The organism is Acinetobacter sp. A22, assembly GCF_030913345.1.
Classification (GTDB): Bacteria; Pseudomonadota; Gammaproteobacteria; order Pseudomonadales; family Moraxellaceae; genus Acinetobacter; species Acinetobacter junii.
Genome location: NZ_CP133162.1, coordinates 1,414,014 through 1,433,832, shown reverse-complemented (window position 1 = coordinate 1,433,832; position 19,819 = coordinate 1,414,014). Strand labels below are relative to the sequence as shown.

General features: G+C 37.0%; 18 protein-coding genes. 10 read left to right on the top strand and 8 right to left on the bottom strand.

Translation table 11 applies throughout. The annotated features are described in order from the left end of the window. Positions 1–12 precede the first annotated feature (12 nt). The gene (locus tag Q9Q86_RS07145) at positions 13–1,725 is read left to right on the top strand and encodes an AAA family ATPase (protein WP_112987569.1); all 1,713 of its coding nucleotides are present in this window, start codon (positions 13–15) and stop codon (positions 1,723–1,725) included. Positions 1,726–1,734: 9 nt separating this feature from the next. Further along, positions 1,735–2,097, top strand: a complete 363-nt coding sequence (locus Q9Q86_RS07140) for a 5-carboxymethyl-2-hydroxymuconate Delta-isomerase (protein WP_112987568.1) — start codon at positions 1,735–1,737, stop codon at positions 2,095–2,097. 36 nt (positions 2,098–2,133) lie between these two features. Here Q9Q86_RS07140 and thiM read toward each other — a convergent pair whose 3' ends face one another. Together thiM and Q9Q86_RS07130 are read right to left on the bottom strand one after the other, a co-directional pair. Then, positions 2,134–2,952: a hydroxyethylthiazole kinase gene (gene thiM / locus Q9Q86_RS07135; RefSeq protein WP_112987567.1), complete on the bottom strand. Its 819-nt coding sequence runs from the start codon at positions 2,950–2,952 to the stop codon at positions 2,134–2,136. Positions 2,953–2,988: 36 nt separating this feature from the next. Continuing rightward, a complete protein-coding gene (locus tag Q9Q86_RS07130; protein ID WP_112987566.1) occupies positions 2,989–4,149 on the bottom strand; it encodes a hypothetical protein in 1,161 nt (386 codons plus the stop codon). Between the two features lie 337 nt (positions 4,150–4,486). On the opposite strand from Q9Q86_RS07130, the gene Q9Q86_RS07125 reads away from it, so the two are divergent. Then, on the top strand, positions 4,487–4,960 hold the full coding sequence (locus Q9Q86_RS07125; RefSeq protein ID WP_112987565.1) for a DUF2147 domain-containing protein: 474 nt from the start codon (positions 4,487–4,489) through the stop codon (positions 4,958–4,960). Between the two features lie 212 nt (positions 4,961–5,172). Continuing rightward, the gene (locus Q9Q86_RS07120) at positions 5,173–5,646 is read left to right on the top strand and encodes a DUF2147 domain-containing protein (protein ID WP_004955003.1); all 474 of its coding nucleotides are present in this window, start codon (positions 5,173–5,175) and stop codon (positions 5,644–5,646) included. Between the two features lie 59 nt (positions 5,647–5,705). Here Q9Q86_RS07120 and Q9Q86_RS07115 read toward each other — a convergent pair whose 3' ends face one another. Continuing rightward, a complete protein-coding gene (locus tag Q9Q86_RS07115) occupies positions 5,706–5,963 on the bottom strand; it encodes a hypothetical protein (RefSeq protein ID WP_112987564.1) in 258 nt (85 codons plus the stop codon). Between the two features lie 346 nt (positions 5,964–6,309). Here Q9Q86_RS07115 and pepN point away from each other — a divergent pair, with 346 nt between their 5' ends. Further along, the gene (gene pepN / locus Q9Q86_RS07110; RefSeq protein ID WP_112987563.1) at positions 6,310–8,916 is read left to right on the top strand and encodes an aminopeptidase N; all 2,607 of its coding nucleotides are present in this window, start codon (positions 6,310–6,312) and stop codon (positions 8,914–8,916) included. 233 nt (positions 8,917–9,149) lie between these two features. Here the strand turns inward: pepN and Q9Q86_RS07105 are convergent. After that, a protein-coding gene (locus Q9Q86_RS07105) for an IS3 family transposase (protein ID WP_223235881.1) occupies positions 9,150–10,282 on the bottom strand; the annotation gives its coding sequence in 2 pieces (ribosomal slippage) (positions 9,150–10,030 and positions 10,030–10,282; 1,134 coding nt in all). Positions 10,283–10,300: 18 nt separating this feature from the next. Between Q9Q86_RS07105 and Q9Q86_RS07100 the strand changes: the two genes are divergently transcribed. From Q9Q86_RS07100 to Q9Q86_RS07085, 4 genes are all read left to right on the top strand, one after another. Further along, positions 10,301–11,710, top strand: coding sequence for an L-serine ammonia-lyase (locus Q9Q86_RS07100; RefSeq protein ID WP_305155930.1), 1,410 nt, complete (start codon positions 10,301–10,303; stop codon positions 11,708–11,710). Positions 11,711–11,843: 133 nt separating this feature from the next. Next, positions 11,844–12,530, top strand: a complete 687-nt coding sequence (locus tag Q9Q86_RS07095) for a dienelactone hydrolase family protein (protein ID WP_112987094.1) — start codon at positions 11,844–11,846, stop codon at positions 12,528–12,530. 69 nt (positions 12,531–12,599) lie between these two features. Continuing rightward, a complete protein-coding gene (locus tag Q9Q86_RS07090) occupies positions 12,600–13,019 on the top strand; it encodes an RDD family protein (RefSeq protein WP_004954991.1) in 420 nt (139 codons plus the stop codon). 173 nt (positions 13,020–13,192) lie between these two features. Further along, positions 13,193–15,025 (top strand): monovalent cation:proton antiporter-2 (CPA2) family protein, encoded by a 1,833-nt coding sequence (locus tag Q9Q86_RS07085; RefSeq protein ID WP_112987093.1) that lies wholly within the window; start codon positions 13,193–13,195, stop codon positions 15,023–15,025. 42 nt (positions 15,026–15,067) lie between these two features. Here Q9Q86_RS07085 and Q9Q86_RS07080 read toward each other — a convergent pair whose 3' ends face one another. The 4 genes from Q9Q86_RS07080 to Q9Q86_RS07065 form a co-directional block, all read right to left on the bottom strand. Beyond that, positions 15,068–16,246: a benzoate/H(+) symporter BenE family transporter gene (locus tag Q9Q86_RS07080; RefSeq protein ID WP_112987092.1), complete on the bottom strand. Its 1,179-nt coding sequence runs from the start codon at positions 16,244–16,246 to the stop codon at positions 15,068–15,070. A 107-nt stretch (positions 16,247–16,353) separates the two neighbouring features. Next, complete coding sequence (gene leuE, locus Q9Q86_RS07075; protein ID WP_005402397.1) at positions 16,354–17,004, bottom strand: leucine efflux protein LeuE; 651 nt, start codon at positions 17,002–17,004, stop codon at positions 16,354–16,356. Positions 17,005–17,076: 72 nt separating this feature from the next. After that, positions 17,077–18,066 (bottom strand): transaldolase, encoded by a 990-nt coding sequence (gene tal, locus Q9Q86_RS07070; RefSeq protein WP_112987091.1) that lies wholly within the window; start codon positions 18,064–18,066, stop codon positions 17,077–17,079. A 104-nt stretch (positions 18,067–18,170) separates the two neighbouring features. Next, positions 18,171–19,061 (bottom strand): LysR family transcriptional regulator, encoded by an 891-nt coding sequence (locus Q9Q86_RS07065; protein ID WP_099948839.1) that lies wholly within the window; start codon positions 19,059–19,061, stop codon positions 18,171–18,173. A gap of 88 nt (positions 19,062–19,149) precedes the next feature. Between Q9Q86_RS07065 and aceI the strand changes: the two genes are divergently transcribed. After that, on the top strand, positions 19,150–19,578 hold the full coding sequence (gene aceI / locus Q9Q86_RS07060) for a chlorhexidine efflux PACE transporter AceI (protein WP_112987090.1): 429 nt from the start codon (positions 19,150–19,152) through the stop codon (positions 19,576–19,578). Positions 19,579–19,819: the final 241 nt, after the last annotated feature.

The window sequence follows — 19,819 nt, the reverse complement described above, 5'->3', positions numbered from 1 at the left end:
ACTGACGAAATTATGAAACAAGAAACTGCACTGAATATACTCAAAGCTGGGGAAAATGTTTTCCTAACAGGTTCAGCTGGTGCAGGTAAAACCTATACGCTCAATCAATACATCATGTACCTCAAGGCGCGTAAAGTTCCAGTAGCGATCACTGCATCTACTGGAATTGCCGCGACGCATATGAATGGTATGACTATTCATACTTGGGCAGGGATTGGAATTAAAGATAGCTTGAGTGATGATGATCTTAAGCGTATGAAAGAGCGTAAGTATTTAAAAGAACATTTAGAAAATGCTCAGGTTCTTATCATAGATGAAATTTCAATGCTGCACGCTAAGCAGCTAAATCTTGTTAATCAAGTCTTAAAATATTTTAAAGAAAGCGATGAGGCTTTTGGTGGCATACAAGTGATTGTTGCGGGAGATTTTTTCCAGTTACCACCCGTAGGTCGAAACGGTGAAGCCAACCGTGATAAATTTTGCTTTATGTCTGATGCATGGGTTGAAGCTAAATTTCGAGTTTGCTATTTAACCGAACAACATCGTCAAGACGATGAAATTCTTAACCAAATTTTAAACGCTATTCGTGCTCAAAGTATTCAAAATCACCATATCTCAGCATTGCAGCAGTCTAAACATCACGATATAGGTGAGACGTTTACACGACTTTATACACATAATATGGATGTTGATAACATTAATTATCAGCATTTGAATGAAATTGATAACGAGAGCCATCAATTCAATGCGGTTGTTGATGGAAATGAAAAACTGATTGAAACCTTGAAATCATCTGTTCGCGCTCCAGAAGAACTTACCTTGAAAAAGCATGCCAAAGTTATGTTTGTAAAAAACAATTTTGATATGGGATATATCAATGGAAGCTTGGGAGAGGTGATTGGCTTCGAGGAAGATGATACACAAGGGATCTTGCCAAAAGTTAAATTGACGGATGGAACAACATTATTGGTTGAGCCAGAAACATGGTCAATTGAAAATGAAGCAGGCAAAGTGATTGCAAGCTTTCAACAAATTCCATTGCGTCTAGCATGGGCGATTACGATTCATAAAAGCCAAGGAATGACTTTAGAAGCTGCTGAAATCAATCTTACCCATACTTTTGAAAAAGGTCAGGGGTATGTCGCGCTTTCGCGTTTAAAATCACTAACAGGTCTAAAACTTCTTGGATTTAATGAGCAAGCTTTAGAGTTGGATAGTTTAGCAATAAAAGCTGATCGCCGTTTTCAAGAGCTTTCGAGTGAGGCGGAAATCAACTTTGAACAAATGGATTTGACAACTCAACATAATGCCTTTATTCGACACTGTGGGGGGACTTTGAACCCGACTGAAATTAGTCGAAATGAGAAAAAATTAAGCAAAGGAGCTAAGCAAAGTTATGCGGCTGCTACTTTGGATGAAACGAAGGCATTGTTTGAGGGTGGTTATGAAATTGAAGATATTGCTCAGGAGAGAGGTTTGACTCCAGCTACCATCATCAATCATTTATCGCGCCTTCACAAAGAGCAAGGTTTGGATATTTCAGTTGCACATCCTGGTGATGAAGTTGTTGAGGAAGTTCGAAAAATCTATAAACGATTGAGCAAGCGTAAAAATCCAGAACATTTTACGGATGATGGCTCTATTAAATTACGCCCGATTGTTGAAGCCACTAGTCCGAGAATGGCTTATGATCAGGTGCGTTTGGCATTGTTATTTATAGAATAGGACGACCATATGCCTCATATCATAGTGAACTATTCAGCTAACTTGATTGATTTAGATGAACTTCAATTATTAGAGCAAATTAATTCAACATTGCTTGACTCGAAGCAATTTGTCGAACAGGACATTAAGTCACGAATTTTCAAAGATCAGAGTTTTTTAATTGGAATAAATCTGCCTTTAGAAGCATATATTCATCTCAAGTTATATCTGTTAAGTGGGCGAACTGCAGAACAGAAAAAGCAACTTGGTGAAGCACTTTTACAGGCACTTAAAATAAAAAAATATTTACAATCTGAATCAGATTTTAAAACACAAATTTGTGTTGAAGTTATTGATATAGATAAAGATAACTATTTTAAAGATATCATTTGAAGCTGGTTTTCAAATGACATCATAGATAACGTTATTCTAATTTAGAAGTTCAATATCGACATATTGCCGAATCAAATTATCATCCAACATATGTACATAATCTAAAAATGCGACATTGAAACTACCCACAGTTTGAGCATGTTCATACGCCAATTTTCCAGCTATAGCAAAATGTATATGTGAAGCAAGTGCAGCAATTATAGGCGTGCTAACAGCGTGATACGCAGCAGTCAATGCACCTAATGCGCATCCTGTTGCCGTTATTTTAGGTTGAAGATAGCAGCCACCATTCACTTGAATCACTGTATTTAGTTGTTTGGAAATGATGAAATCGGATTCACCAGAAATCGCAATACACTCTGAATATTGCAATAAACTCTTTGATTGTTCATAAACATCTTGGCTGTTTAATGTGCTGTCTACACCTTTCGATACTGTTTGATTACCAGCTAGGGTGCTAATTTCAGAAGCATTTGCCCGAATAATATTGGGTTTAAAGTTTAATAACTGGTCTACTGTCTCGCTACGCCATCGCAAAACTGCTCCATAACCTACTGGATCAAGTACCCAAGGCGTTTGCTGCTGCTGTGCTGTCCGTGCAGAAATGAGCATCGCTTGCGTTTGTTCCGTCGTGGGGGTCCCAGTATTGATACTAAGCGCGGAACTAATTTTAGTGAATGCTTCAGCTTCAAAAGGATTGTCGATCATGGCTGGAGAAGCACCGGCAGCAAGCAAGATATTCGCAGTGTAATTCGTTGCAACGCTATTGGTGATACATTGAACAAGTGGGGCTTTGTCTTGTAAGGAATGCCAAGCCTCAATCACTTGATCAATAAGCTGTTGTTTTAAAGACATATCGAATCCTTACTTTATGAAACTAGTTGCTAAATTTTAGCGTGTAAAATAGTGGTCTTGATGTTTACACTGGCGACAAATCAACGAAACATAATCTTTTGCATCATAATCAACCGCAAGATCATTCGAACCACAATACATACAACGCTTTACTGAATAAAAATTTAAACGTGGTTCAATCTTACGCCATGACTTCCAAATTGGTTGGAAAAAAATACTTTCATCATAACCAAGAAATTTAAATAACAAGACTTCACTCATTTTACTCAACGGAATGTTATGAGGCCTTGGTAAAGTGCTTGTTTCCCAACGCTCAGTTGTTGCTCGTTCTCGATACTGCTCTAAGGTTTTTTTCAAAAGATTGGTGTTAATAAACTTTTCATTTTTAACTTGTAGCGCTTTTTGCTTATACAAATATTCCAATGCAGTTTGAATCAAATAAAAGAGTTGACCAACAGCTAGATTTTCCATTAATCGATAGCAAAAGCTTTGAAAAGAGCGATTACCTGCAATTTGGATACCCCACGTACGACAGTAAAATTGCATAAACTGGACAATTTCTTGATATAAAACAAGATAAAGTGCATCTTTTACTTCATCTACTGTTTTAAATGGAATACCTAAACTTAAATTTTCGTAAAACCAATATCGAAGCTGCTGAGCAACACTGAATAAACTTGGATCAGAATAGCCATCAAGTCTTATATTTAAGTAAAAACTTTCTGTCTCGATACTTGAATCTGGAGATTTTAAGATTCCACTATTTAATAGCTCTTTAACAATTTGATTTTGAAATAAATAGTTTGGAGTAATCTCATGGTACTTAATATTTTTCCAATGAATGAGTTCATCATGTTGAACATCTTCACGGGCATATCCATCAAGTAGACTTAATAAGAACAACTTATGAATAAAGCTGAGCTGATTCAAGCTGTAGATGACTTCGTCTTTGACTTTGTATTTACGCTGTTCTTGAATTTTTGTTTGTTGTGTTTGTTTCTTACGCTGAGCTGTACATTGGTCACAATGGCAATTTAACTTACTGCTACTTGTAAAGACTCGATGTTGGCAATGGCTACATTCGTGAAATTGAATTTCTTGTGAATATTGTTCAGCTTCAACCCAATACATTGAAGCGTGGCATAAAGGGCAATGGCTACTTTCATCTAACTGTTTTTGTAGAATCTGTAATTCCATTGAATTATTACCTCTGAACCTCAAAACGGTAATTATACATGTAGAGCATATTCTATGATGTAAAGATTAAAATAGATTTACAACGATGAGATGAGTTGGATATGTGGCAATTGTCTTGATTTGAAATTGAAGATATTCCGATTGGATAAAATCTCAAATGCTGTTGTTGAACAATATTAAAGTGTGAATCGGTTCTTATTAGTTTATCAATATGTGATTTTATTGAAAAATCTTCTAATTTTAAGCAATTAAATATGCTTAAGTCTGATTGACTGTTACTCAGCATTATAATAAATATGTATCTCAGATGGATCTATTTTGCATTACGGAGCGATTTATGCAAAAAAACTCACTCATGAAAGGACTCATGGGCATGTCATTAGCTTTATGCAGTTTGATGACTTTTCCAGCTACACCTGAAGGTTTTTGGAAAAGTATTGATGATCGAACTGGTGAACAACTTTCAATTATCGAAATAAAAAAGAAACCTGATAATACATATACTGGAACGATTGTGTATCGCTATCCAGTGCCAGGTGGAGCAGTATTGACGAACTGTGTTAAATGTCCTGAACCTTTTAAAAATAAACCAATTTTAGGACTGCAAATCGCTTGGGGTTTGAAAGAAGATCCTAAGAAACCGAATCAGTATATTGATGGTCGGGTCTTAGAGCCTAAAACTGGTAATATTTACAAAGGTAAAGCTCAGTTAAGTGCAGATGGTAAGCGTATGCGTATGCGAGGCTATATGGGCATCTCTGCACTAGGTCGTACGCAGGTATGGATTCGTACTGATAGCGCAAATCCATAATTTATACTTATTAGGAAAGCCTGAACAAGAATGTCAAGCTTTTTTTATTTGAATAAAACATTGAAATTATGTGAACAATAACGATTAATCATGTTGCTTTTATAGTCAAAAGAACTCATGCGTACAGTGTAAATTGTTTAAAACTATGTTAGTTTTCGCGCATTAAATCTATAAAGATGAATAATTTAGTTTTTTAAAATGACGGGGTTAATATGTTGAATCAAATGCTCATGAAAGGAATCATGGGGCTAAGTTTATCGTTTGTGAGTGCGTTAGGTTTTTCTGCGTCTATCGAAGGTTACTGGAAAAGTATAGAAGAGCGTACAGGTGAGCAGCTTTCAATTGTTGAGATCCGTAAAGGAAATGATGGGCGTTATCACGGGAAAATTGTCTATCGTTATCCAAATTCACATGGTATTGCCTTAACAAACTGTTCAAAATGTCCTGCACCTTTTACCAATAAGCCGATATTGGGACTGCAAATTCTTTCAGGATTTAGAGAAGATCCAAATAAACCTGACTCATATATTGATGGTCGTGTGTTGGAACCGACGTCGGGTCGCATCTATAAAGGCAAGGGGGTTGTGACTGGCGAAGGAAAGCGTCTTCGTATGCGTGGTTATATGGGTGTTTCTGCACTTGGGAGAACGGTTGTTTGGCTAAGAACGGATAGTGCTAATCCATAACTTCTAAATGAATAAAAAAACCTCGATTAATTCGAGGTTTTTTGTTGGGTTGAATTTAATTAAACAGGGCATGGTAAATTTTCGTCCTCCTGACAGATTTTTTTAGCAGCGAGTAAGGCTTGTACCTTTTTGGTTGGGACTTTTTCTTTACCTAAGGCATCGTAAATATTCACAATATTTGTTACTTCAATTGGTGTAATACAAATGCCTTCTGCTGATAAAAAGACTGAAATAACTTGATGATCAATTCCAGCCGTTGCGAGATCGTGAATTGCTTTAATGTTTTCTAAACGATATAGATGCGCTTTTAATTCCATAATAAAACCCTCACTTGTTATTTTTACATACCTACTTTGGCATATATGATTAAGCAATAACCGTGCACAAAATGTTAAACACGGCGAAAAAATGTAAGTTAGTCGATGAGTGACATTTGCTTTTGTATTTTTGATTTAAGAATGGAAAACAGTGTTGTAATTTTGTCTAAACGATAAGTTGATTCAACGTTTAAATTTGAAATTCGTTTATACAAACCCAATAAAACTAATCAAAGTGATACTGTGGTTCTAAAGACAGGATTTATAAGTTGGCGTATGATTTGCAAATCAAGAAGTCTTGCCAACAAGACCATCTAACGACATGATGAAAGATTAAGGATTACTGATGAATATTGCGGCGCAACCTCCTGTACAAGCAGATCAAACCATTTATTTGAAAGACTATCAAAAACCATCTTTTTTAGTTGAATCAATCAACTTAGATATACAAGTCTATGATGATCATACGATTGTTGATTCAACATTAGTGATGAAGAGACAAGCGACAGGTGCTTTAGTTTTATTAGGACGCGATTTAGAACTTAAATCCATTCGACTCAACGGTGAATTATTAACTGCCGATCAATATGAGTTAGATACAGAGCAATTAACGATCACCGATGCACCAGATGAGGTCATTATTCAAACTCAGGTAATCATTCATCCAGAGTCTAATACCCAACTGGAAGGTTTATATAAGGCGGGTGATTTATTCGTTACCCAAAATGAACCTGAAGGTTTCCGCAAAATTACCTTTTATCCAGATCGTCCTGATGTATTGTCTGTCTTCACAACGCGTGTAGAAGCAGACAAAAAATATCCTGTGCTATTGGCAAACGGTAACTTACTGGAAACGGGTGAGGCAGGTGAAGATCGTCATTTTGCAATTTGGCAAGATCCAACCAAGAAACCAAGTTACTTATTCGCCTGTGTGATTGGAGATTTAGCGGTATTGAGAGATCGTTATACAACTTCTGAAGGTCGTGATGTTGCCTTAGAAATTTACGCGATCGAGAAAGATATTCCAAAATGTCATATTGCGATGGAAGCATTAAAGCATTCGATGCGTTGGGATGAGGAACATTATGGTCGTCCTTATGATCTAGACAACTATATGATTGTGGCAGTCAGCCAATTCAATATGGGTGCGATGGAGAATAAAGGCTTAAATATCTTTAATACCTCTTGTGTACTCGCTGATGAAGAATTTACGACTGATGCAGCAATCATGCGTGTTCAATCGGTGATTGCACATGAATATTTCCATAACTGGACTGGTAACCGTATTACTTGTCGTGATTGGTTTCAGCTTTGCTTAAAAGAAGGCTTAACTGTATTTAGAGATCAGTCTTTCTCTGAGGATTTACAGTCGGCAGCAGTACAGCGTATCGATGATGTTGCTGTATTAAAAGCACATCAATTCCCTGAAGATGCAGGTCCTTTATCTCATCCTCCTCGTCCAGATCATTTTGTGGAAATCAATAATTTCTACACAGCGACAGTTTATGAAAAAGGTGCGGAAATTAACCGCATGATGGCAACACTTTTAGGTAAAGAAAAATATCGTAAAGGCACAGATGAATATTTCCTTCGTCATGATGGTCAAGCGGTTACTGTTGAAGATTGGGTTGCGGCACTCAGTGCAGGCTCAGGTGTAGATTTATCAAATTTCCTTACGTGGTATAACCAACCAGGTACACCTAAGCTAGAAGCAAAAGGTGAATACGATGTGGCTGCAAAGACCTATCATTTGAACTTGAAACAAAGTCTAAAAGCACACCCTAAATATCCAAACTTGAAAGCTGTGCCAATCCCAGTTGCTTTAGCATTGTTCAATGCAAAAACAGGTGAGCAGTACACTTTGCATAGTGCTGATCTGTTTGTAAATGATGTAAAAGATGGCGTTTACCTATTTGATCAAGATGAAGCTACTATTGAATTCACAGATGTGACCGAACAACCAATCGCTTCATTACTACGCAATTTCTCTGCACCAGTGAATTTAAGCTTTGATTATTCAAATGATGATCTAGCTTTCTTGATTCAACATGAAATCAATGGTTTTAACCAATGGCAAGCGACACAAACGTTGCTAGAACGTATTTTGTTAGAAGATCATCAAGCAGATACCTACATCCAAGCAATTAAAAATACGCTGCCTGATTTGGTCAATAAAGATCCTTTACTAGCATCACGGTTGTTTGACGTTCCAAGTGAAAGTTATTTAGGTAGCCGTATCGATCAAGATTATGAACCAGAATTAGTACGTGAAAAACGTGAAGCAGTTATAAATCGTTTGGCGCGTGAACTTGGTTCATTCTGGAAAGAAACCTATTTAGCGCTTGATCCTGACTTGCAGAAAGAATTTTCTTTGGCAATGGGTGTACGTGCACTGAAAAACATCATGTTAAATATGTTGGCACGTCAAGGTGATGAATCTGCTTTCGATTTGGCTTATCAGCAGTATCAGCAAACAGGAAATATGTCTGAGCGTTTAGGTGCTTTGCGGGTTCTTGTTTGGAATGATGCACCTCAAGCCCAGTCGGTATTGGATGATTTCTATAATCGTTTCAAAGATGAAGCTTTATCTTTAGATCAATGGTTTACGATTCAGTCATCTAACCCTAATGCGACTGCAGAAACCATAGAATACCTCACTAAGCATCCTGATTATGATCTAGCTACACCGAATCGTATTCGCTCTGTGAGTGGTGGATTATCTAATAGTCCCGTGAATACATGGAGTTTTGGCGTTGAACATTTCATTAATCTTGCGACTTATCTAGATGAGAAAAATCCAATTTTAGGTTCTCGTTTATTACAAGTGTTGTCACGTTGGTACACCTTAGCCGAACCTCAGCGTTCTCAGGTACAGCAAGCACTTAAAGCAATGCAGCCGAAAGTTAAATCTAAGAATGTTTCTGAAACACTAAATTCTTTACTCAGTATTTAATCTAAAGTAAGTTTTACCTTTAACCACAATCGTTTACGGTTGTGGTTATTGTTTTTATCATTTATAGAATTTCCCTCAATTAAAAAATTATAAAAAATAGAAATGGGAGCATTATAGGAATAATCACACATGGCTTTGAGTGTATTTGATCTTTTTAAAATCGGTGTAGGTTAGAGGTGGTCCCACATGTTTGAACAACTAAAAGCTTATTTATAAGTGATACTCTGCTCTAGTTAAGCTACCTTATTTTGTTGTGGTAGCTGGTCATAGTAAAACTCATCTGGAGTCATTTTGTCCAGACTCGAATGAGGTCGTTTCAAATTATAAAATTCAAAATATGCGTTTAATTGCTTCTTCGCATCCAAAACATTGCTGTAGGCTTTGAGATACACCTCTTCATATTTAACGCTCCGCCATAATCGTTCAACCATCACATTATCAACCCATCGACCTTTACCATCCATACTGATTTGAATGCCATTTGATTTCAATACATCAATAAATGCATCACTGGTAAACTGACTGCCTTGGTCTGTATTAAATATTTCAGGTCGACCATATTTTTCAATAGCTTCATTTAATGTTTCTATGCAAAATGTAACCTCCATACTAATCGATACTCTATGCGCAAGTACCTTGCGGCTATGCCAATCAATCACAGCACATAAATAAACAAAGCCTTTTGCCATAGGGATATACGTTATATCCGTAGACCACACTTGATTACTGCGCTGAATAGCCAATCCTTTGAGCAGATATGGATATTTGCGGTGAGCTTGATTAGCCTGGCTTAAATTTGGTTTGCAATATAACGCATTAATGCCCATTTTCTTCATTAAAGTACGTGTATGACGTCGTCCTATATGATGTCCTTGACGATTCAACAAATCACGCATCATACGGCTACCTGCAAAAGGGTATTGCATATGTAACTCATCCATACACCGCATCAGCTTCAGATCTGATGCACTCACAGGTTTTGGGCGATAGTAATAACAACCACGGGAGACTTTCAGCAGCTGAGCTTGCTTAGATACTGAAATCTGAAGTGAGTCATCGATTAACTTTTGTGGTTGAAGCGGCCCAGTTTCTTCAACACACCTTCTAAAAAATCAATTTCTAATGCCTGCTCACCGATTTTTGCATGTAGTTTTTTTAGATCGATGGGTGGTTCTGTTGGAGCTTTTGATTGATCGAAAGCTTGCGAGGAAGCTGAAATCAGTTGATTTTTCCAGTCGATAATTTGGTTTTGATGAACATCAAATTCAGCACTCAATTCAGCAAGTGTTTTTTCTGCTTTAATCGCAGCAAGTGCTACCTTAGCTTTAAAATCATTTGAATGATTTCTTCTTGGTCTACGTGCCATAAAATACTCCATATATTGATGTTTATAACATCATTTGGGGAGCAAAATATCACTTATAAGTGTTGTTCAAATTTCCTGATCCACCTCTGTCCTTCAAGTTCACATACTGTCGCACCGATGCGAGCAGCATATCGTTTTGTCGAGGTATTGCAACAACGCCGTGATTTAGAAAAGGTCAAACAGATTAAAATTTACTTATACGGTTCATTATCTTCAACAGGAATTGGTCATGCTACAGACAAAGCAACTTTACTGGGGCTAATGGGTAATGATCCTGAAACAATCAATATTTTAGAAAGTCATTTAACTCTAGAACACGATTTAAACTCTAAAATTTTAAAAATTGCAGGGACTCACTCCATTCCATTTGATGCGAATCAAGATATCCTCTTTATAGATGAAGCTTTGCCTTATCACCCGAATGCAATGAAAATTATTGCATTTGATCAGCAAAACAATGAAGTCTATGCCAATACTTATTATTCGATAGGGGGCGGTTTTATCTTAGATGAGAGTCATATAGACCAAGGAAGTTTTATTGAAGATAAAACTCGGATTCCTTATCCATTTCAAAGCGCAAAGGAACTTTTAGCACTTTGCAAAAAGTATCAGTGCAGCATTAGTTATTTGATGCTAGAAAATGAAAAAAGCTGGCGAACTGAAACTGAGATACGTGAAAAAATCATGGCAATTTGGCATGTGATGCAATCTTGTATTCAAAGTGGTTTACAGCATGATGGCATTTTGGCAGGTGGATTAAATGTAAAACGTCGCGCGAAAAGTATTCACCAACGTTTATTAAGAAAAGAACATAGCAATCTGATCGCGACCACTTTTAATGCAATGGAATGGGTGAATTTATTTGCACTTGCAGTAAATGAGGAAAATGCAGCAGGTGGTCGAGTCGTGACTGCACCGACCAATGGTGCGGCTGGCATTATCCCCGCAGTTTTATCTTATTACGTGAATTTTTCCGAAGATGAATCTGAGGATACGATTGTAAAATTCTTTTTAAGTGCCGCAGCAGTTGGGATTTTATGTAAATTGAATGCTTCTATTTCTGGTGCTGAGGTTGGCTGTCAGGGTGAGGTCGGTTCAGCATGTGCAATGGCCTCAGCTGGTTTAGCTGAAATTCTAAATGGAACACCTGAACAAGTTGAACATGCTGCCGAAATTGGATTGGAACATAATCTAGGACTGACTTGTGATCCTGTGGGGGGCTTAGTACAAATTCCATGTATCGAACGTAATGCTATTGCTGCTGTAAAAGCCATTAACGCAGCACAGATGGCGCTCAATGGTGATGGTGAGCATTATGTTTCTTTGGATAAAGTCATTCAAACCATGAAAGAGACAGGCAAAGACATGTCCGATAAATATAAAGAAACCTCGAAAGGAGGTTTAGCTGTAAATTCGATAGAGTGTTAAGCATTATTTAAATGATTGAAAAACAGAAATTGGAAATCTCATAGAAAGGGTGTTTATAGCATCCTTTTTATTTGACAATTAGTATTGTCATAAATAGTATGTGATTAATTTTAAAACAAGATGGATCATTTACATGGAAATAAAAACAATCACATTACCCACACGTGACATAGAAGTAGAAGTTTATGCACCTGCTGAAAAATCAGAAAAAGTACCTGCTATTTTATTGCTACATGAGTTGTTTGGCGTACTTGATGTCTATCGTGAAGATGCTCAAGATTTAGCAGACCGCGGCTATTTGGTTTATGTACCCAATTTATTTAGTGGAGGTGCAGTTAAATACTGTATTCGTGCAATGGTCAGTAAGGCTGGGCGTATCAATGCCACTGATAGTGATGTTAATCAAGAGATTCATGTATTACTTGATGCATTAAAGGCTGACCCACGCTCAAATGGTCGACTTGGTATGCTTGGTCAATGCTTAACAGGTGGTTACGTTATCCAAATGGCAAAACGTGAGGATATGCTTGCACCTGTGGTCTATCATCATTCTTTGGGTATTCAGGGTGCAGGTGTACCGAAAAAAGAATCCTTGGATGATATCCGAATTCTACAAGGTCATTGGTCAACTGTAGACCCATTTTGCCCAGCAACGAAACGTAACAAACTCATCAATCAGTTAGGTGATCGTGTAGAAGCTTATACTTATAATATGCCGCATGGTTTCCGCAGTGTGAGTCGAGGTTTACCCGAGGCGAAAGTCGTTTGGCAGCGAACCTTAGATTTCTTTGAAAGAGAACTAAAACAAAATTCAATATAAATAAAATTAAGAGAAGTTTATTATTCTTCAATGTTTATGAATATTTACAAAGAAAAAGGAGGGGGGTAAATGTCTTATAAATACGAATATGCTGGTTTTTGGATTCGTTTAGTTGCTTCCATTATCGACTCAATCATTGTCGTTGTTGCTTTGCTACCAATTACGCTTTTATTTGGTAGGGAAGCAACGAGCTATTCATTTCAAATGACTACAGCATCAGATTGGTTTTGGCAAATTTTGATGGCAGTGTTCTATATTTTTTGTTGGGTTAAATTTGCAGGTACACCGGGTAAACGTCTATTACGCTTAAAAGTTTTAGATGAAAAAACTGGAAATCATGTCACTGTTGGGCAAGGGATTATCCGTTATATCGGCTACATACCTGCCACGCTTGTTTTGTTTATTGGACTTATTTGGGTTGCATTTGATTCAAAAAAGCAAGGTTGGCATGACAAAATGGCAAAAACAGTTGTTGTGAGAGAGTTGTAAAAATAAGGCTGACTGTTGCCAATATTATCTTCGTAAAAATCGCCGTATATGGCGATTTTTTTATATTTAAGTATCAAAATTCAGAACATTAGGAAAGATCATCCCACCAATGTTGTATAAGTCTCGAATAGATTCACATAGAATAATCGAGAATTGATAAAAATGAGAACGATATGAGTTCAGAGGCACATTCGATGAGTTTAATTGCACCAGTAGTTTTACTGGCGGCAGCCGTAATCGCGGTACCAATCTTTAAACGTATAGGATTAGGTTCGGTCTTAGGATATTTGATTGCTGGCTTGGTAATTGGTCCATTTGGGTTTGCCTTTTTTCATGATTCTGCCGCAATTCTGCATGTAGCCGAACTTGGAATCGTCATGTATTTATTCGTGATCGGTTTAGAAATGCAACCATCACATCTATGGAGTTTAAGACGGCAAATCTTTGGATTAGGCACCTTACAAATAATCGTCTGTGCTTTGGCGTTAACAGGTGTTGGGCTATTATTTGGATTCACATGGCAAGTTGCTTTTATTGGTGCGGCTGGTTTTGTATTGACTTCAACAGCCATCGTAATGCAACTGCTTGGTGATCGAGGAGACATTACTCAACCTCATGGGCAAAAAATTGTCTCAATTTTATTGTTTGAAGATTTGCTGATCGTACCTTTACTTGCCATTGTAGCCTTCATGGCACCGAACCACGTCGTGGAAAGTACCTCAACTCGTTTAGAAAGCATCGGTCTTGGATTAATTGCAATTGCAGGTTTGATTGCAGCGGGATATTGGTTACTGAATCCATTGTTTAGATTATTAGCGGCAGCTAAGGCTAGAGAAGTGATGACGGCTGCTGCATTACTCGTTGTGTTAGGTGCAGCACTGTTAATGCAAGTTAGTGGTTTATCGATGGCAATGGGAGCTTTTCTCGCAGGGGTCTTATTATCTGAATCCACATTTAGACATCAAATTGAAGCAGATATCGAACCATTTAGAGGGATTTTACTTGGGCTGTTTTTCTTAGGTGTAGGGATGTCTCTAGACCTATCCGTAGTGAAACAGAATTGGCAATTGATCGTCAGTGGTGTGATTGCAATGATGTTTGCAAAGGCATTGATGATTTATATTGTTGCTCGCGTAACTAAAAGTTCGCATACCGAAGCTTTAGATCGGGCTTTACTCATGGCTCAAGGTGGTGAGTTTGCATTTGTCTTATTCGCAGCCGCAGTAAGTGCGCAAGTCATCGATAATACTGTTAAATCAAATCTTACGGCTATCGTCGTTTTATCTATGGTGCTAACGCCAATTCTTGGGATTATTTTTAAACGCTACACCGTATCGAAACAAAAGCTATCTCTTGAAAATGTAAGTATTGCTGATGGATTAACAGGAAGTGTTTTGATGATTGGATTCGGTCGATTCGGTCAGGTTACCAGTCAATTGTTATTAGCCAGAGGTGTTGATGTCACGATTATCGATACTGATATTGACATGATTCAAAATGCAGAAAAGTTTGGCTTCAAAATCTATTATGGTGATGGATCACGACTCGATATTTTACATGCATCTGGAGCCGCAACAGCGCAAGCGGTTGTGGTCTGTGTGGATAGTAAAGAAACCACCAACAAAATTGTAGAACTGGTGAAGCACCAGTTTCCTCTTGCTAAGCTTTTAGTCCGTTCTTATGACCGAGAGCATTCATTACATTTGGTGAAACATAATGTTGATTATATGATTCGTGAAACTTTTGAATCTGCAATCAAATTTGGTGGCGTTATTTTGCAGCAGTTGGGCGTTGAACAGGAAGAAGTAAAACGCATTACGCATGAAATACGTGAACGTGATGAAGAGCGTTTTGAAACTGAAATCGCGGCAGATGATGTGTATGCAGGCGTAGGATTACAATATTCACATCGCCATCCAAGACCAACAGCTCCATTGATTCAACCTAAAAAAGCTGCTCGAATTTTAAATGACGAAGAGACTTTAAAGGATTTAGATGAAAAGTAAGTTTTCATTATTTTATTAGCTAGAAATAAAGCCTTAGTCATTCTAAGGCTTATTTTTTAACTTAAATTTAAACAAAATTAAAATGAAAATACCTAAAATTAATCCCCAAAATGCTGAACCTATACCCCAAAATTGAATACCTGAAGCACTGCACAAAAAAGTTAATAAAGCAGCTTCACGTTCTTCTACATTTGAGAATGCAACTGCAATATTATGGCTAATTGTTGCAAACAGTGCGATACCTGCGAGTGCGACAATAAAGATCTGCGGAAATGACATCAGTAAACTGACGAGAGTTGCAGCAAAAAGTCCCATTAAAATATAAAAAATACCGCAACTGATTCCTGCAATATAACGTTTACTCGGATCAGGATGAACTTGGTCATCTAAACTTACAGCAGCGCTGATCGCAGCAAGATTTACTGAAAAGCAGCCAAATGGTGCAAAAATCGTATGGGCAACACCTGTCCAACCTACCAGTTGATTGACATGAGGGTGATAACCATAACTTTTAATCATCGCAATCCCAGGCAAGTTTTGTGAAGTCATATTAATTACAAACAAGGGTAATGCTAAACCAAGAATTGCGGACCAAGAAAATGACGGCTGCATCCAAATCGGTTGAGTGAGTGACCAAGAAATTGCTTGAAGTTTAAAATCAATAAACAGTGGGCAAATTGCTGCACCTAAGATTACGGTAAGTACGATGCTATATCGAGGAAATAAGCGTTTTGAAACCAGATAAATAATGAGCATGCTAAGAATGAAACCAAGGTGAGTTTCTAAGCTACTAAATATCTGAATTCCAAATTTTAATAAAATTCCTGCCAACATGGCACAAGTTAGACTTTGAGGAATATGTGCTAATAACTTTTGGAAAATACCTGAAAATCCAACAAGTGCGATTGCAATCCCACAGACAAGAAACGCACCAATAGCCTCGTATAAATCGTAATGTCCTGTAGAGGCAATAATCAATGCAATGCCGGGTGTAGACCATGCAGTAGCAACGGGATATTTATACTTCCAAGAGAGGATTAATCCAGATAAACCGATTGCAAGCCCAAGTGCCCAGAACCAAGAGCTAATTTGTGCTGTATTTGCACCTAGAGATTGAGCGCCTTGAATAACTAATATTGCAGATACACTGATACCAATCAGAAAGGTAATAAAACCCGCAAAAACGGCTGGGATAGAAAAATCTTGGATTACACGTTGCATCTATGCATCTTTAATTGATTAAAATTTATTGAAAAGTATAGCGTTAATGTTCTCTAAATCGTAGCTAAAAGATGATTGAATAAATTGATTAGTTGTTCAAATATGTATTAAGAAATAGTAGAAGTAGCCAAACGCAAACCGAAACCAAAGAATAAAATGCCGACAATAAATATCCCGCTTGCCGCTAGTTTATAATTATCTTTAAAAAAGCCTGCCAATTTTACACCTGAAAAAATGAGTGCTGTTAAATAACTAAAACTAATGATTTGCAAAATGATCGCTAAGATCAAAAAACTTAATGCAGGATATGCATAATTGGGTTCTACAAATTGCACGAAAAAAGATAAGAAAAAAAGGATGGCTTTAGGATTGAGGAGGCTAATGCTCAATGCAGTACGATAGGGATGTACCTTATCAAGTTGAGGTAAATCAGCCAGTTCAGCATTGATTGGTGGTTTTTTCCAAGTTTGATAAGCACCTTGTAGTAATTTAAAACCTAAGTATGCGAGATAACATGCACCTGTTAATTTCAAAATAATAAATAGGATTGGAAATGCTTTAAGTAAAGATGCTGCGCCAAGTACCGTACAAAGAATTAATACGAAATCACCTGTAAAAACGCCACATGCAGCTAAATAACCAGTTCGAATACCATAGCGAGAAGCAACAGACATTACGTATAAAGAGTTCGGACCAGGTAATAACACAATTAAGATTGTACCAATAATATAAGTGGTTAAATCTGTTATACCAAACACGATGAACTCATAAAAAAACTGATTTTCGTTAATATAACAAAAATCAGTTTTTATAGGTGAAAAATCGACTAATTAAGCTTTGATTTCAGCATCAATACCAAAAGACTGACGTAGTAGTAAACTTAACTGATCACGTGCTTTGATAAAGCCATCAATACCGCCTTGTAGTAATTGAAACGCCATCAAATCTTGCTCTAATTCAGTCTTAAAGCTTTCTTTGGTTTGTGTATTACGCTCGATTTTCTCAGCTAGTTTTGCTGTTGCTTCGCTTAATTGTGGTTCAACAATTTGCTGGTCTTGCTCTAGTTGAGCCAAAAGATTTGGAGCAATCGTTAGTAAATCACAACCTGCTAAACCAAGTACTTGTGCTGTACTGCGGAAACTTGCACCCATCACTTGAGTTGGAATGCCTTGTTGCTTGTAGTAGTTATAAATCTTTTTCACTGATAATACCCCTGGATCTTTTTCAATCGGGTATTGGTCTACACCTTCAGCTTTTTTATACCAGTCTAGGATACGACCAACAAACGGAGAGATCAGCGTAATTTTCGCATCTGCGCATGCCTGAGCTTGATGCAAACCAAACAGTAAGGTGAGATTACATGGAATACCTTCAGCTTCTAAAACTTTTGCAGCTTGAATACCTTCCCATGTCGATGCAATCTTGATCAAGATACGTGATTGATCTATACCATATCCTTTATATAGTTGTGAAAGTTCACGCGCCTTAGCAATCGTTGCTTCAGTATCATAAGAAAGAGATGCATCCACTTCAGTTGAAACACGACCATCAATCAATTTTAAAATTTCAACACCAAATTTGACGGTCAAAATATCAATCGTACGCTCAATTAATGCATCACTTTGATAGCCTTCTTCTTTTGCTTGATAATAAGCATCTTCGATTAGTTCTTTGCTTTCAGGCTGTTCTGCTGCAGCAGTAATCAATGATGGATTTGTTGTTGCATCAAGAGGACGGAATTTTTCAATTGCTTCTAAATCACTACTATCAGCTACAACGGTTGTTAAATTCTTTAATTGGACTAATGCATTTTGAGTCATTGATATAACGTTCTTAATAAACAAAATTATAGGTAACTTCTTTATAGCACAAACTAAAAGAAAGCAAAGCACCGTTCACTGGATTTAAATAGCGAATTACTATTTTATATTTGATCTTTACGTTGTTTACGTATGTGCTCAATTAAAAATTGGGCAGCAGCTCCTAAATTACTTTCTCTGCTCCATACCAAATCAACATAATATTCAAATTTAGGTGTGAAGTCGTAGATCTCTAAAACCTTTAATTTTTTCTTCAGTTCTGGGTTCTCATTGAACATTTCTAATGGCAATACACCCCAACCCAGATTTCTCACAATCATCATGCATGCTGAATGATGGTTATCAGTACGCCAGTACTCTTTAGAAAATAGGAGTTCTGGCTTGATGGTATTGTCCCGACTTGCGACAACAATTTGGCGTGTTTGCACCATTTGCTCAAATGAAACTTTATTCAACTGTGCGATGGGATGATTTATTGAGATGACAGGAATTAAAGCTTCTCTTTTTAACTCAACAAATTGTTCGCGGCTATCCAATTGTTCACGTTCAAACATTAAAGCCAGCTGAGCAGATTGATCGAGCAACATTTGTAAAGCATCTTCCTGTGGAGCAGAGACGATATTGATAGCTAAACTCGGAAAGTTTTGTTCGAGCAATGTGATGTAATCTGTCCAATTGGTGTGCAATAGTTCTGATACCACGACAATATTTAATGTGGATTCCAGACCGTTACTCAACGCGTGCGCATGCTGCTTCCATTGATTCATTTCAATCAAAAGCAATTGAGTTTTTTCATACAGCACTTTTGCCGCATCAGTAGGAATAGGTTCACGTCCGATACGGTCAAATAAATTGAGGTTTAAATCAATTTCTAAGTTTGCAATTGACATGCTTACCGCAGAAGGGACTTTACCTAACTTTCGTGCTGCTGCTGAGAATGAACCTGTTTCCATGACGGTTTGGAACATGAGTAGTTGTTCTTGATTTATATTCATCTGTCAATAAAACTGAAAGAATCTGATTGGATTGATCAAAATTATAAAAATAAAATGAGCCATATCCAAACAAAAGAGTGTTTTAAAAATGTTGATTTCCAAAAGAAGGCTCATTCATGCGATCAGTTATGAAGTGATTTTATTGGTCATCATCGCTATCGCGTTAAGTTTTATTTTTAGTATGCCACTTGAAGTCACAGGTGTTTTAGGTGTGATCATGGCTGTTATTTCAGTGATCTGGAATATGATCTTTAATCACTATTTCGAGAAAGTTGAGTTTAAATATCAGTGGGAAAGAACGATACCTGTTCGTATTATGCATGCTATTGGGTTTGAGGGCGGTTTGATGCTCGCAACTATTCCAATTATTGCTTATATGATGAATATGTCATTTATCGAAGCATTGATTCTAGATTTTGGTTTGACCATGTGTATTCTGGTTTATACATTCATTTTCCAATGGTGTTATGACACGATTGAAAACCGTTTCTTTCCAAATGCAAAATTTGCATCTTAAAAGTAAATGAGTTTATAAAAAGCACTTTTCTGAGTGAGTTGAAGAGTGCTTTTTTTATGCAAAGAGATTCAATTTAGTGAGCATAAAGCTTGGATTATAAATTTAGATTTTAAAATTGAACTATCAAAATGCGATCTTTTTATTAATCTTCAAAAATAGCCTAAGTAAAATTCAATGATAATTATCAAATATAGAATTTCTTATTTATCTAAAAAACATCATGCTAAACTAAGCCAATTGT